This is a genomic window from Vibrio sp. 1078-1, from assembly GCF_033340475.1.
Window position 1 is genome coordinate 313,065 of sequence record NZ_JAWOWM010000002.1, and the last position, 14,104, is coordinate 327,168.

10 protein-coding genes are annotated in these 14,104 nt (G+C 43.7%); 5 read left to right on the forward strand and 5 right to left on the reverse strand.

All coding sequences use genetic code 11. The annotated features are described in order from the left end of the window. The first annotated feature begins 252 nt into the window (after window positions 1–252). The 4 genes from nhaA to fabV all read left to right on the forward strand — a co-directional run bounded on the left by nhaA (window position 253) and on the right by fabV (window position 6,488). Window positions 253–1,404 carry a Na+/H+ antiporter NhaA gene (gene nhaA, locus R7190_RS05360; RefSeq protein WP_005378034.1) on the forward strand — a complete coding sequence of 384 codons (1,152 nt, stop codon included), beginning with the start codon at window positions 253–255 and terminating at the stop codon, window positions 1,402–1,404. 717 nt (window positions 1,405–2,121) lie between these two features. Beyond that, window positions 2,122–2,757 carry a TetR/AcrR family transcriptional regulator gene (locus R7190_RS05365; RefSeq protein WP_005378033.1) on the forward strand — a complete coding sequence of 212 codons (636 nt, stop codon included), beginning with the start codon at window positions 2,122–2,124 and terminating at the stop codon, window positions 2,755–2,757. A 71-nt stretch (window positions 2,758–2,828) separates the two neighbouring features. Beyond that, window positions 2,829–5,111 carry an acyl-CoA dehydrogenase gene (locus R7190_RS05370; protein ID WP_017634878.1) on the forward strand — a complete coding sequence of 761 codons (2,283 nt, stop codon included), beginning with the start codon at window positions 2,829–2,831 and terminating at the stop codon, window positions 5,109–5,111. Window positions 5,112–5,285: 174 nt separating this feature from the next. Further along, window positions 5,286–6,488 (forward strand): enoyl-ACP reductase FabV, encoded by a 1,203-nt coding sequence (gene fabV / locus R7190_RS05375; RefSeq protein WP_005388648.1) that lies wholly within the window; start codon window positions 5,286–5,288, stop codon window positions 6,486–6,488. 78 nt (window positions 6,489–6,566) lie between these two features. On the opposite strand, the gene R7190_RS05380 is transcribed toward fabV, so the two are convergent. After that, window positions 6,567–8,249, reverse strand: a complete 1,683-nt coding sequence (locus R7190_RS05380) for an aspartate:alanine antiporter (RefSeq protein WP_005378028.1) — start codon at window positions 8,247–8,249, stop codon at window positions 6,567–6,569. A gap of 175 nt (window positions 8,250–8,424) precedes the next feature. Beyond that, window positions 8,425–8,691: a GrxA family glutaredoxin gene (locus tag R7190_RS05385; RefSeq protein WP_005378026.1), complete on the reverse strand. Its 267-nt coding sequence runs from the start codon at window positions 8,689–8,691 to the stop codon at window positions 8,425–8,427. 377 nt (window positions 8,692–9,068) lie between these two features. On the opposite strand from R7190_RS05385, the gene R7190_RS05390 reads away from it, so the two are divergent. Continuing rightward, a complete protein-coding gene (locus R7190_RS05390; RefSeq protein WP_017820842.1) occupies window positions 9,069–10,313 on the forward strand; it encodes an iron-containing alcohol dehydrogenase in 1,245 nt (414 codons plus the stop codon). A 76-nt stretch (window positions 10,314–10,389) separates the two neighbouring features. On the opposite strand, the gene R7190_RS05395 is transcribed toward R7190_RS05390, so the two are convergent. The 3 genes from R7190_RS05395 to R7190_RS05405 all read right to left on the reverse strand — a co-directional run bounded on the left by R7190_RS05395 (window position 10,390) and on the right by R7190_RS05405 (window position 13,926). Next, window positions 10,390–11,244 carry a MurR/RpiR family transcriptional regulator gene (locus R7190_RS05395; RefSeq protein WP_005378021.1) on the reverse strand — a complete coding sequence of 285 codons (855 nt, stop codon included), beginning with the start codon at window positions 11,242–11,244 and terminating at the stop codon, window positions 10,390–10,392. Between the two features lie 311 nt (window positions 11,245–11,555). Then, window positions 11,556–13,202: a pyridoxal-dependent aspartate 1-decarboxylase PanP gene (gene panP / locus R7190_RS05400; protein WP_167415143.1), complete on the reverse strand. Its 1,647-nt coding sequence runs from the start codon at window positions 13,200–13,202 to the stop codon at window positions 11,556–11,558. 211 nt (window positions 13,203–13,413) lie between these two features. Then, complete coding sequence (locus R7190_RS05405) at window positions 13,414–13,926, reverse strand: hypothetical protein (protein ID WP_017634875.1); 513 nt, start codon at window positions 13,924–13,926, stop codon at window positions 13,414–13,416. Window positions 13,927–14,104: the final 178 nt, after the last annotated feature.

Genomic DNA, 14,104 nt, shown 5'->3' on the forward strand with positions numbered 1-14,104 from the left:
ATCATGATGGTACAAGCCGTGTTATGCTGATTTTCTCATCATCTTGATAAATATTTGGTGCGACAAGTACAAATACGATCTCCGATCAAAATTGAGTGTCATGTTGGAAAATACGATGTATAGTAAACTTAACATCGAAAAAACCGAAGTTTATACTCTGAAGAAGCGATTATTCTAAAGTTTTCGACAGCTATACACTCTTATCACTCTTTGTTAATCGTTTATTAAGATAATAAATATAAGGACGAAACCATGAACGATGTCATTCGTGACTTTTTCAAAATGGAATCAGCAGGTGGTATTCTTCTTGTAATTGCAGCGGCAATTGCGATGACCATTGCTAACTCACCGCTGGGCGAAACTTATCAATCTGTACTGCATACTTATGTATTCGGTATGTCAGTTTCTCACTGGATTAATGATGGCCTAATGGCTGTTTTTTTCTTACTTATTGGCCTTGAAGTGAAGCGAGAGCTACTTGAAGGAGCGCTAAAATCAAAAGAAACCGCAATTTTCCCTGCGATTGCAGCGGTTGGTGGTATGTTAGCCCCTGCTCTTATTTACGTTGCGTTTAATGCTAACGACCCAGAGGCGGTTTCTGGCTGGGCCATCCCAGCTGCGACGGATATTGCATTTGCTCTAGGTATCATGGCGCTACTAGGTAAGCGCGTACCAGTAAGCCTTAAAGTGTTTTTGTTAGCTCTCGCTATCATCGACGATTTAGGCGTGGTTGTTATTATTGCACTGTTTTACACAGGTGATCTTTCTAGCATGGCGCTGCTTGTTGGCTTCATCATGACTGGTGTCCTGTTCATGTTGAATGCGAAGGAAGTAACGAAACTGACGCCATACATGATAGTCGGCGCGATCTTATGGTTTGCGGTACTTAAATCTGGTGTTCACGCAACACTTGCAGGCGTAGTGATCGGCTTTGCTATTCCTCTTAAGGGTAAACAGGGCGAACATTCTCCACTTAAGCACATGGAGCACGCACTTCATCCATACGTGGCATTTGGTATCTTACCTCTATTCGCATTTGCAAATGCGGGGATTTCGCTAGAAGGCGTATCGATGTCAGGCCTAACTTCAATGCTGCCATTAGGTATTGCTTTGGGGCTACTGGTTGGTAAGCCTCTAGGTATCTTCACCTTTAGTTGGGCAGCTGTGAAAATGGGTGTAGCTAAGTTACCGGAAGGCATTAACTTCAAGCATATCTTTGCGGTCTCTGTGTTGTGTGGTATCGGTTTTACAATGTCTATATTCATTTCCTCTTTAGCGTTTGGAAATGTAAGCCCTGAGTTTGATACCTATGCTCGACTCGGTATCTTAATGGGCTCGACGACAGCCGCGTTACTTGGCTACGCGTTACTGCACTTTTCTTTGCCTAAGAAAGCGCAAGCGTAAGATACACACTGTTTAGTAAAGCCTCCCATTCGGGAGGCTTTTTTATGTCTGCAGATCGGCACATCAACTACTTCAGGATGGTTACTTTTGTGACCAACTAAGGTCTAGCTTATGGAGTTGGGGCAAATCATCGAAAGAGGCGCTTGGCAAATCTATAGGCGAAAAAAAGCCCAGCCGAAAATTTGACTGGGCGGATACAAACATAGGAGTTAATAAGAAAAAAGCAGCAACGTAACAATTAGATGGAAACAAGTTTGACGGCCAGTGAAACTTCAAATGCCCTAACTGTTACGTATATTCAGACCGAGCCTTTTCCAAACAGTTCCATTTTTTTTCAAAAAATTTCTACTTAATGCTTTCTAGCTTCTTACACACCCGAAAGTAATAGAAAAATCGAGATGGATTACCAACTTGGCGAAGTTACTAACTTCTGTGTTTCTCATTTTATCTCCCCTAGAACCGAAGATGTATTTCATACTCTCGTCGCTCACTCCAAGCCGCCAAGGCTATTGTTAGCATTTCAATTGCGATGGACTGAGAAGTTTGATCGTTTTCTTCTGACAAGCTTCACTGGAGTATTCGATTGAATTTCAAAAGATTAGATCACACCTTTTACTGTCTGGTCAGACCAATTGGTTAAAGTGTGATGTTAATCATTTGTTAATCTTAAGTTTCGGGAGTATATTTTCAAACAGTTGTTTAATACGAGTGATTAAAATGGCCCCGAGAACATCAACAAAAGAAAAAATACTCGATGTCGCAGAAGGACTCTTTGCTGAACATGGCTTTAATGATACTTCGCTAAGAACGATAACAGGTAAAGCTAACGTTAACTTAGCATCGGTAAACTATCACTTTGGCGATAAAAAAACGCTGGTTAGAGCGGTTTTAGATAGGTATTTAGAAGCACTAATGCCGAGCATTAAGACTTCATTAATTGAGCTAAACACGCGCGATAGCTACAACATGGACGATGTCTTTGAGTCATTGCGATTACCTTTACGTACATTAAATGATGTACGCCCAAATGGTACTGCGCTATTTATGTTGTTAATTGGCCGCGGTTATACAGACGTTCAAGGTCATCTGCGCTGGTTCATTACCACCAGATACGAAGAGGTACTGAACCTTTTCACTTTCTCGATAATGAAGGCGAACCCGGAACTATGTGAAGAACAGTTGTTTTGGCGACTGCACTTCACGTTAGGAACCTGTGTATTTACGATGGCTTCAAGCCAAGCTCTTTCGGAGCTGGCAGAAAGTAAGTTTGAAAAGGAAGTCGATGTGAAATCTGTCGTCGATTTACTGATTCCATATTTGTCAGCAGGAATGTCAGCAAAGCAGTTGGCATAAGACAAATAAGAAAGTTAAACCAATAATAAGATTATACCCCGAGCGGTTACGTGAACAAAAGGATCTGAACTATGAGCTCTCTACGAAGAAAATGGATTAGTGACCCGGCTTTTAAAGTGTTCAAAAAAGTATTGCCACCTCTGTCTAGCACCGAGAAAGAGGCGATGGAAGCGGGTAGTGTATGGTGGGATGCCGAACTATTCTCAGGCAAGCCAAACTTCACAACATTGCATCATTATCCAACGCCTACACTGACGGCAGAAGAGCAGTCATTTATGGATAATGAGCTTGAAACCCTGCTAGAAATGCTTGATGACCAGAAGATTGTCAAAGAAGACAGGGATTTACCGCCTGAAGTATGGGAGTACCTACGTAAAGAGCGATTTTTCTCTTTGATCATCTCGAAAGCATATGGTGGTCGTGAATTTTCCGCTTTGGCGAACTCAACCATTGTTTCTCGTATTGCGACTCGAAGTATCAGTACCGCGGTATCGGTAATGGTACCGAACTCTCTTGGCCCTGGTGAGCTGCTATCGCACTATGGTACGCAAGAGCAAAAAGATTACTGGTTGCCTCGTTTAGCTGATGGTACAGACATCCCTTGTTTCGCCCTAACTGGCCCTGAAGCGGGTTCTGATGCGGGTGGCATACCTGATCAAGGCGTAGTTTGTTACGGCACCCATGAAGGCAAAGAAGTGCTTGGCGTGCGAGTTAGTTGGAATAAACGCTACATCACGCTTGCGCCAGTTGCGACAGTGCTCGGGTTAGCATTTAAACTGCAGGATCCTGAAGGGCTACTTGGTGACAAGAAAGAGGTTGGCATTACATGTGCGTTGATTCCCGCTGACCATGAAGGTGTCGAGATAGGTGAACGCCATGATCCTCTGGGGTCTGCGTTCATGAATGGTCCAACTCGTGGTGAAGATGTCTTCATCCCTATGGATTGGTTGATTGGTGGCGCTGATTACGCAGGTAAAGGTTGGCGTATGCTGGTTGAGTGTCTTTCTGCGGGGCGTGGTATCTCTCTCCCAGCGCTTGGCACTGCGATTGGTCACCTTACTACACGTACAACAGGTGCTTATGCTTACGTGCGTAAACAGTTTGGAATGTCGATCGGTAAGTTTGAAGGCGTCGCAGAAGCGATGGGGCGCATTGGTGGTCTTACTTACCTACTAGAAGCGACGCGTACGCTAACGACGACTTCTCTCGATATGAAAGAAAAACCTGGGATTGTAACCGCGATTGCCAAGTACCACATGACGGAAATCGCGCGTACCATTCTAAATGATTCGTTTGATATCCATGCGGGTCGTGCGATTCAAGATGGCCCAATGAACTATCTTGCTAAACATTACCTTGGTATCCCGGTTGCTATTACCGTTGAAGGCGCGAATATTCTGACTCGTAACCTGATGATTTTTGGTCAAGGTGCGACTCGATGTCACCCATATGTTCTAAAAGAAATGGAAGCCGCGGCGAATCCAGATTCTGAACAAGGTGCGAAAGAATTTGACAACTTACTCTTTAAACACATCAAGCACGCGCTCGGTAATACATTCGGTGCATTTGGTGCAGCACTAACTGGTTCTCGATTTGTTAACGCGCACATGAGTGGCCCAACGCAGCAATACTACAAAGACATTACTCGTCTCAGTCGTGCACTTGCAGTAAGTGCAGACTTTGCGATGTTAACCTTAGGTGGAGACTTGAAGCGTAAAGAAATGATCTCCGCACGTTTGGGTGATGGATTAAGCTATCTATACATGGCATCTGCTGCCTTGAAAAAGTATGAAGATGAAGGTCGTCAACAAGGCGATCTAGACTTCGTTCATTACGCTGTTCAACACTGTTTGTATAACGCTTCTAAGTCATTAAATGAGGCTTACACCAACTTCCCTGTGAAATACGTTGGCGGTGTGCTTAAGGGGCTATTGTTCCCGCTTGGTAATCATTTCAATAAGCCAAGTGATGAGCTGTGTGTGAATTTGGCTGAAGCGATGATGACGCCAGGCGCGCAACGTGATCGCCTCACGCATCTGTGCTACATCGGAAAATCAGAGGATGACAGCGTAGGCTTAATGGAGAATGCATTCCTTGCAATGTACGACATTAAACCTTTGGAGCGTAAACTTATGAAGGCTGCGAAGGATGGTAAAGTGGCTCGTAAAGGTCTGCTACATGATCGTTTGCAGCAAGCATTTGAAGCAGGCGTGTTAACTGAACAAGAAATTGATCAAATCATGGCTGCAGATAAATTGCGCTACAAGGCGATTCAAGTTGACCACTTTAGTCATGACTTTTCTGAAGTGCGAACTCATAGCCCAAAAAAGTCGCAGTTGAATCCGGCGGCATAATAGACAACTAATGTTAAGAAAAGCACCTCAATGAGGTGCTTTTTTGTATTCTTGGGGAGTGGATGGTGGGATAGTGCTCCAACCACTTGCCTTTTAAGAGCATTTTTACAGAAATTAGATGCGAAATCCCAACGAAACTTTTATCCTAACAAGGTTTTTTAAAGGAAGTTGAATATGATCATCAAACCTAGAATTCGTGGATTTATCTGTACTACAACGCACCCTGTTGGTTGTGAAGCTAACGTAAAAGAACAAATTGCGTACACCAAAGCGCAAGGTCCAATCAAAAACGCACCTAAGCGTGTTCTTGTTGTTGGTGCATCAAGTGGCTACGGTCTATCTTCTCGTATCGCTGCGGCATTTGGTGGCGGTGCATCAACTATCGGTGTTTTCTTCGAAAAAGAAGGTACTGAGAAGAAACCAGGTACAGCAGGTTTTTACAATGCCGCTGCTTTTGAAAAGCTAGCGCGTGAAGAAGGTCTGTACGCAAAAAGCTTAAACGGCGACGCTTTCTCAAATGAAGCGAAACAGAAAACTATCGAGCTGATCAAAGAAGACTTAGGTCAAATCGATATGGTGGTTTACTCACTGGCATCTCCAGTACGTAAAATGCCAGAAACTGGTGAATTAGTTCGTTCATCTCTTAAACCTATCGGTGAAACTTACACATCAACGGCTGTTGATACCAACAAAGATGTGATCATCGAAGCTAGCGTTGAGCCTGCAACAGAAGAAGAAATCAAAGACACTGTCACTGTAATGGGCGGTGAAGATTGGGAACTTTGGATCAATGCGTTGTCTGATGCTGGTGTTCTTGCTGAAGGTTGTAAGACCGTCGCGTACAGCTACATTGGTACTGAGCTAACTTGGCCAATTTATTGGGATGGTGCACTAGGTAAAGCAAAAATGGACCTAGACCGTGCAGCGAAAGCGCTAAACGACAAGTTAGCAGCAACAGGCGGCAGTGCCAATGTTGCGGTACTTAAATCTGTTGTAACTCAGGCGAGTTCTGCAATTCCTGTTATGCCACTGTACATCGCAATGGTATTCAAGAAAATGCGCGAAGAAGGTGTACACGAAGGCTGTATGGAACAAATCTACCGTATGTTCAGCCAACGTTTATACAAAGAAGACGGTAGCGCGGCAGAAGTTGATGAGATGAACCGCCTACGTCTGGATGACTGGGAACTTCGTGACGACATTCAGCAGCACTGTCGTGAGCTATGGCCTCAAATTACGACTGAGAACCTAAAAGAGCTGACTGACTACGTTGAGTACAAAGAAGAGTTCTTGAAACTATTTGGTTTCGGCGTTGAAGGCGTAGATTACGAAGCGGATGTGAATCCAGCAGTTGAAGCAGACTTCATTCAAATCTAATCGAATCACAGACTAGATAACCAATAAACAAAAGGCGCTCATTGAGCGCCTTTTTGTATTTCATAGTCAAAGTGAGTATTAACTTAGTATTATCAGAATCGTACCAGCTAGCGTCATTAAAATATTCGCAATCGCATAGGTACCCGCATAACCAAGGGCAGGGATGGTGGACTTAGCGTAGTCGTTAACGACATCCATAGCTGGAGCGCAAGTACGGGCGCCAATAATGGCTCCGAAGAGCAGGGCACGGTTCATCTTGAGTACGTGTGCGCCAACTAAGTAAGCCAGAACTACAGGTACAACACTGACAATAAATGCCAAACCAATGACTTTTGGTCCTACTTGCGTTAGGTGCTCGAACATCTTTCCACCTGCACTTAGACCAATTCCGACCATAAAGAACATTAACCCTAGATCTTTGACCATATTCAGCGCCCCTTGTGGGACATAACCGAAAGTAGGGTGATTTGCTCGTAAGAAACCAAGCGTAATACCGGACAACAGAAGACCCACCGCATTACCCAAACTGAAAGACACCTGACCGAACGTCATTGTGATGAGGCCAAACAGAATACCCAAAATAAAGAAGCTACAAAAAGCGAGCAAATCGGCCATTTGACTGTGGATCGAGATGAAACCGATTTTTTCCGCCAGTCCATGTACTCGGCTTTTCTCGCCGCTCACTTGAAGGACGTCCCCTTTAGCGAGCACAATGTCTAAGTCCATAGGCATTTCAATCTGAGCGCGAACTACGCGGTTTAAGAAACAGCCAAACTCAGACAAATTCAAATCCGATAAACGCTTACCAGCGATTGCGTCACTTTTTACGACGATTTCTTCTTCAACGATGCGTAAATCAAGCAAGTTACGGTCGAATACTTCTTTACCATTACGGAAGCTAGGGTCTAAGCGAGCATGGCTGTCAGGGAAGCCAACCAGTGCAATTTCATCTCCCTCTTGCAAGATAGCATCACCATCTGGGTGGGCGAGAATACCATTTCGGCGGATTCGTTCAATGTAACAGCCAGTTTGACGATAAATACCCAGTTCTCGTAAGTTTTTACCATCAGTCCAGTCAATTAGCTCTGGGCCCACTCGGTAAGCTCGAATAATGGGTAAATACACTTTTCTCTGGCTTGAATTTCCAAGGCCACGCTCTTGTGCGATTTGCTGCGCGGAATCAGAAAGGTTTTGTTTTTGCAGTTTTGGCAACAATTTAGCAAACATGATCATGCTAATTAAGCCGACCAGATAAGCCATCGCGTAGCCTACGGATAGATTTTCTAATACCAGAGAAAATTCCATATTCCGCGGTATAGTCGCAAGGCCAGAGTTAAGAGCATCTTGTGCACCAACCAGTACTGGCGTTGCGGTCAATGCGCCTGCCATCATACCGGCGGATAAGCCAAAATCGAGGCCGAAATAGTGACTCAAGCCATACGTTAAGCTGACCGCAGACACGAGAACAGTCATGCTTAAAATAAAATAATGCTTACCATCTCTGAAGAATATACCAAAAAAGTTTGGTCCAGCTTCAATGCCAACGCAGTAGATAAACAGCATAAAGCCAATGGTTAAAGCTTCTGCATTAAATGAGAAACCAAGGTGGCCCATTACCAAAGAGGTAATAAGAACGCCAATAGAGTTGCCTAATTGTAATTTGCCAAATCGAATTTTTCCGATGGCAAGGCCAATGGCTAATACGACGAAGATTAGAAGGATAGGGTTTTGCTCGAGAAGGTATACGACGTCTATGTTCACTGTGTGGCTCGGTAGAGTGTGTGCCAAAAAAGATTAAGAACTGTGAATTGTAACTAAATATAGCAAAAAGATAAGTGAATTTTTTTAGGTTTTACCATTAGTTGACTTAACGTAATAACCAGCTGAAAAATAATAAAAAAGCCGCATGAAGCGGCTTTTTTGAAAACAGTCTTTATTACTCGTCAAATAGACCTAGGTGCTCTTTCGCGTATGCTTCGAACTCGTCGCAGCCACCGATGTGCTCTTGGTCGATAAAGATCTGAGGAACGGTTTCAACTGGTTTACCAACTGTTTTCTCAAGATCTGCTTTAGAAATACCTTCAGCGTGAATATCAACGTAACGGTAGTTGAAGTCATCACGTTTTGCTTTTAGCGTTTCTGCGTGCTCTTTTGCACGAACACAGAAAGGACATGCAGGGCGACCAAAGATAACAACGAACATAATCTTATTTCTCCTAAATCTATTCTTTTTTGAAAGCGTACAAAACATAGCGGCTGAGTGCGCTTTCTTTTGTTGGAGTAACTATGCCCGATCCAGATACGGAAATAAAGCGGCAATTACCTCTTGGTTCTATAGGTGAAATCTATCGAATAAAAACTAAACGCACGTGCTTATTTTACGACTCTGAAGTATGTGAAGTGACGCATAAAAAACATACATTCTAAAGGGTTAATGATGGCAAGGTGGAATTGGTCAATTTTTTTTGTTTAAAAAAATAGCAATCTATTTTGGCTATACGCAAATAACTTCAACTCTTACATAAGTGTTAAATCAGAGGGCGAGAGGTTATTTGGGTATATTCTTTTGGGAGGGTGTGTATGTTTCAGTTTATGACTGCAACAAGGATTATATTTGGTGAAGGTGCACTTCAATCTTCATTATCCGTTATTAACCAATTTGGCTACAGTGTTTTGCTGGTTACTGGGCAGGATACCCAACGAGCCGCCCCCATTATCCAATATCTTAAAGCTCAAAATATGCGTTACCAGCACGTAGCTATCGTTGGTGAACCATACATCACGATGGTAGAAGAGACCGCAGTGCTCGGTAGAAAATTCCAACCTGATATGGTAGTTGCGATAGGTGGTGGCAGCGTCATCGATATGGGCAAAGCCTTAGCTGCCATTATTCCCAATCAAGGCAATGTTTACGATTACGTAGAAGTGGTAGGAAGAAGCGTCCCTTTAAAAGCAAAGCCTCTTCATTTTATTGCAATTCCTACGACAGCAAGCACCGGTTCAGAAGTGACCAGAAATGCTGTGCTGAAATCTGGACAAGATAAAGTGAAAGTGAGTCTTCGAAGCCCTGATATGCTCGCAGACGTTGCCATTGTAGACCCGACACTTACTTACGGGACCGACCAATACACATCTGGACGTGGCGCAATGGATGCGTTCACTCATTTAATGGAAGCGTATGTGTGTGGTGAGCCAAACCCTCTTACTGATATGGTCTGCGAAGAGGGGCTACGCCGTTTAAGCCGTTCAGTGATTGCCGCTTGTAAGCAAGATAATCATAAGGCGCGCTCTGATTTATCGTTCGCTGCATTGCTTGGTGGTATGGCGATTACTAATGCCAAATTAGGTGCCGCTCATGGGTTAGCATCGGCGTTAGGAGGCAAGTTAGACGCCCCTCATAGCGTTATTACGGCTCGCCTAGCTCCGCACGTGATGCAGGAGAACATTAACGCCGCTAAACTCGCGGGTAGGAATGATGTGATAAGTCGTTATCGCAAGCTGGCCCAATTAGTCACTGAGCGAGTAAACGCGAACGAACACGATGGAATTCTTTGGGTAAATATGGTGCTAGATAAGTTAGCGTTACCGCTACTGGCTCAATTTGGAGTATGCCAAACCTCTTTTGAGCAAGTGGCGAATGATGCGCTTAAATCAATGGCAATCAAAGGGAATCCTTTACCTCTTAATCAGGAACGTTTGATACACATATTGCAGCAAGTCTGTGATTGTAGCGGAGAGTGCGCAGCTGAGAGTGCACAACATGTCAGTTCTGTTGAAGTACTGGAATCAAGAACGGACTTATCGAGTGTCAACGACTTAGGGTGATTGCTCCCTTAGCAGCATTAAAACAAAAGGGGAGCCTTGAGCTCCCCTAGATAAAGTATTGACTAAGCTTTAGTGCTTAGTACTGGCTTAATTTGTCATAGCGACTGTCTTTCAACGCATCTTTTACGCGTTTTAGGTTCTCACGGAAACCTGTACCACGGCGAAGAGTGAAGCCAGTTGCTAGCACATCAATCACTGTCATTTGTACAACTCGGCTTGCCATTGGCATGTAAACGTCGGTATCTTCTGGAATATCGAGCGTGATGGCCAGCGAGCTTGCCTTTTCTAGAGGAGAATCCTTCGCTGTAATCGCAATAACCGTTGCGCCATTTTCACGAGCAAGGTTCGCTATTTCTACCTGACTCTTTGTTCGACCGGTATGAGAAATAAGAACCACAACATCATTATCACTGCAGTTGATACAACTCATGCGCTGCATAACAATATCTTCAAAACAAGTAATTGGAATATTAAAGCGAATAAACTTGTTTTGTGCGTCTCGGGCAACAGAAGATGATGCACCAAGGCCAAAGAATGAAATGCGCTTCGCTTGCGTTAGCAAATCGACCGCACGGTTCACTTGCATTGGATCTAGGCTATTTTTCGCGACATCTAAACACGCCATCGTCGATTCGAAAATCTTATGGGTGTACGCGTCTGGGCCATCGTCTTCTTCCACATTACGGTTAACGTAAGGGGTGCCGTTGGCTAGGCTCTGTGCCAAGTGAAGCTTAAAATCTGGAAAGCCCTTGGTGTCCAGACGACGACAGAAGCGGTTTACAGTGGGCTCACTAACGTCGGCCATTTTAGCCAGCGTTGCAATGCTTGAATGAATTGCAGTTTGTGGAGACGCCATAATTACTTCCGCAACTTTGCGCTCTGACTTACTGAAATTCTCCAGGTTTTTTTGAATTTTTTCTAATGTATTCATAGTGTTCACGAGGGTATAGAGAACAACTCGCTGGCTCTGCTAACGAAAGGAAACACGAAGATTCCGGAGTAGAGTGGGGCGTTAACGAAAACAACCAGCGCCATAGAATCAGTATAAACCTGATCTTCAATCAGTCTAAACCAATAACGGGTACTATTTAGTGAGAATTTGACAGGCCTCAAACAAAATGTTGTAAAAACTACAGAATTGGATGTGTAAACGAAGTTTTGTTGCGCTAGTCGCACGATAATGATGTTTGAGTTACATCAAAACGAAAAAAAATTTCAAATTGATGTAACTCGATCTGGCTGTTAAGACGATTGAATATCAACAACCAGCTGTTGAATTCTTTTCATCAAATTCGGTGCTTGCTTGGCGATTTCGCGTTGTTCATCAAGCACTGAGCTCAAAATTTCTTTTGTGGTCAGTGGATTTGCCAAAACCACTCGAAACACTATCGTATTCATGCGTTGCCATTGGTCTGGGTTCAGTCTTGTACGTGAAACGAACGATTTGCCCGTTTCGCGCTGACGCTTTTGAATAAACTGTGTTAACTCATTGATCAGCTCATTCAGTTGTTCTTTTTGTGAGCCTTCTGCTTGTGCTAATGCTTCACGGATGAATGGCGGCAAATAACGGTATGTGAGCAGACAAAGCTCTGGTTCAGAAACTAACTCGAAATCATCTTGCTGTTTGATTAAATCCGCAAAGTATCGAGCCTTTTCAATGCTTTGGTCAATCAGAAGCTCGTAACCTGGGCGACTTATGATGTGCATTGCGGCGTAGACCAACATCGCCATGCCCGAACGTGAGCCTTCTAGTGTATGGCTGCCTAGGTCTTTTGAACCTTTGCGCAATATATATTGAGCGTGATGCTCTATGGATTTCATTGCGTCAGGGTCTTTGAACAGAACCATACCAGCGCCCATCGGGATATAGAGCTGCTTGTGTGCATCAATAGTTACTGAGTCTGCCATTTCCACACCTTTGAGAAGGTGACGGTGATGGTTAGACATAAGTGTTGCGCCACCCCATGCGGCATCCACATGGAAGTGACAGCCGTGAGCTTGGCAGACTTCAGCGATTTCAGGCAATGGATCAACATTACCTGTCTCTGTTGTGCCAGCCACACCAATAACAGCAATAGGCTTGATATTTTGTTTTTCGAGCTCAACAATTTTCGCTTTAAGGTCGTCGACAATAATACGGTTGTTGGCATCGGTTTTAACCGCAACCAAGCCCTCTTGGCCTAGCCCTAATACATCGGCTGCTTTCTTAAGGGAGTAGTGACCACGCTCAGACACTAGCACCGCTAAGCCATCATAGCCATAGTGCTTCATGGCTTTAAAAAGGCCTTCCTTTTCCACGCCTTTAAATGAGCCATTGGCTCTTAACGCTTTGTTACGTGCTACCCAAAGCGCAGTGATATTGGCAACGGTGCCGCCGGAACAAAATGCGCCTAATGAGTGGTTTGCACTGTGCATCCACTGATTGTAAAACGTATCATTCTGACCATATATCAAGCGATGCAGCATACCCAAAACTTGACGCTCAAGTGGCGTAAAGGCTTTGGAAGTCTCTATTTTTACCAGGTTTTGGTTTAAGGCGATCATGATCTTTGAAAGTGGCATCAAGAAATAAGGCAGTGCCGATGTCATATGACCAATGAAGCTTGGTGAAGATGTGTGAACTGAGTGCGACACCAAAGTGTCGAGTAAGTGCTCTGTATGATCTGACACGAACTCTGGCTGCTCAGGAATCTGAGCAGAAGAAAAGTCTTTTTCGATTTCGCGTAAAGGCTTTTCTTCTGCCACGATGTGTTCACGAAGAAATTGATTTAGATTTCGCGAGAGGCTCTCGTCAATTTTAGTTAACGTTGAGTCCGGACCTTCTGGGACAGTGAAGATCTTTAGCAAGCTCTCAAAGCTAACATCAGCGGTTTTTTGTTCCTTAACCATAGCAAAGAATCTTTGTAGTTATTTTGGTAATGCGAGCGGCACAATCTAAACTAAAACGGGCGCAAAGTCCCGTTTTAATTGTTGAAACCCAAGTTGTAGAAATGAAAATTTTAGGTGAAGGTTACGATATTCACATTAAAAAATTCTAGATTGAGTACGTTAAAACACTCTGATGTTATCGAATGCTAATCAACGACTAATGCGAGCAATCTTAGTCACATTTCTGCTTTTCAATCTTTTCTATTGACTGATTGTACTTATTAAGTGCGGTATCAATTTGTTGGGGATGACTAAGCAGATCAGCGAATGCTGAACGAAGCTCGTAGTTTTTTGGGTGGTTAGTTGATTGACGGTCGCTAAATGTCTGTTTTGCAACTTCACCTAACTTATCGCTTCGGGTCGCTAACTGCTTAACGTCATGTTGCTCTAGTTTTAACCATGCTTCGATTGGCTGTTCCGTCGCAACGCGGCTAGGGTCGTTCTCTAGAAAGTAGTGAACCGCTTCGCGGTTTAATTCAAAGTGATGTTTACGTCCATCCAAGAACCATTGACTAACTTCTTTCAGATCTGGATATTGGGTAACCGTCAAATCAACAAGATCTTGATACCACTGTAGTGAGGCATCGACGTAGCCATCGTATTTGCTAGCAAGACATTGTTGATCTGCGGCAAGCGTAAAAGTTGAGCTTGTAGCGAGGAGCGCTGCAACGACAAAGCGTTTCATTCTTCTTCCTTCTGGTTGTTATCCCTTTATTAACGCAATGCACATCAGTTGATGTTTCTCCCTTCTTTCTATTTGGTCGTGACAAATCGTTGGGCTGAATGACGAAAAGAAAGAGGGGTCTTGCCAAAAAATATTGACCACTTTGACGTTAACTGGGTATTTAAATTTTTGCCGTATT

Excerpts from the sequence above, each read along its gene's own strand:
- fabV (WP_005388648.1), top strand. The coding sequence starts at position 5,286 with ATGATCATCAAACCTAGAATTCGTGGATTTATCTGTACTACAACGCAC.
- R7190_RS05405 (WP_017634875.1), bottom strand. The coding sequence starts at position 13,926 with ATGAAACGCTTTGTCGTTGCAGCGCTCCTCGCTACAAGCTCAACTTTT.
- nhaA (WP_005378034.1), top strand. The coding sequence starts at position 253 with ATGAACGATGTCATTCGTGACTTTTTCAAAATGGAATCAGCAGGTGGT.
- R7190_RS05365 (WP_005378033.1), top strand. The coding sequence starts at position 2,122 with ATGGCCCCGAGAACATCAACAAAAGAAAAAATACTCGATGTCGCAGAA.
- panP (WP_167415143.1), bottom strand. The coding sequence starts at position 13,202 with ATGGTTAAGGAACAAAAAACCGCTGATGTTAGCTTTGAGAGCTTGCTA.
- R7190_RS05395 (WP_005378021.1), bottom strand. The coding sequence starts at position 11,244 with ATGAATACATTAGAAAAAATTCAAAAAAACCTGGAGAATTTCAGTAAG.
- R7190_RS05370 (WP_017634878.1), top strand. The coding sequence starts at position 2,829 with ATGAGCTCTCTACGAAGAAAATGGATTAGTGACCCGGCTTTTAAAGTG.
- R7190_RS05385 (WP_005378026.1), bottom strand. The coding sequence starts at position 8,691 with ATGTTCGTTGTTATCTTTGGTCGCCCTGCATGTCCTTTCTGTGTTCGT.
- R7190_RS05390 (WP_017820842.1), top strand. The coding sequence starts at position 9,069 with ATGTTTCAGTTTATGACTGCAACAAGGATTATATTTGGTGAAGGTGCA.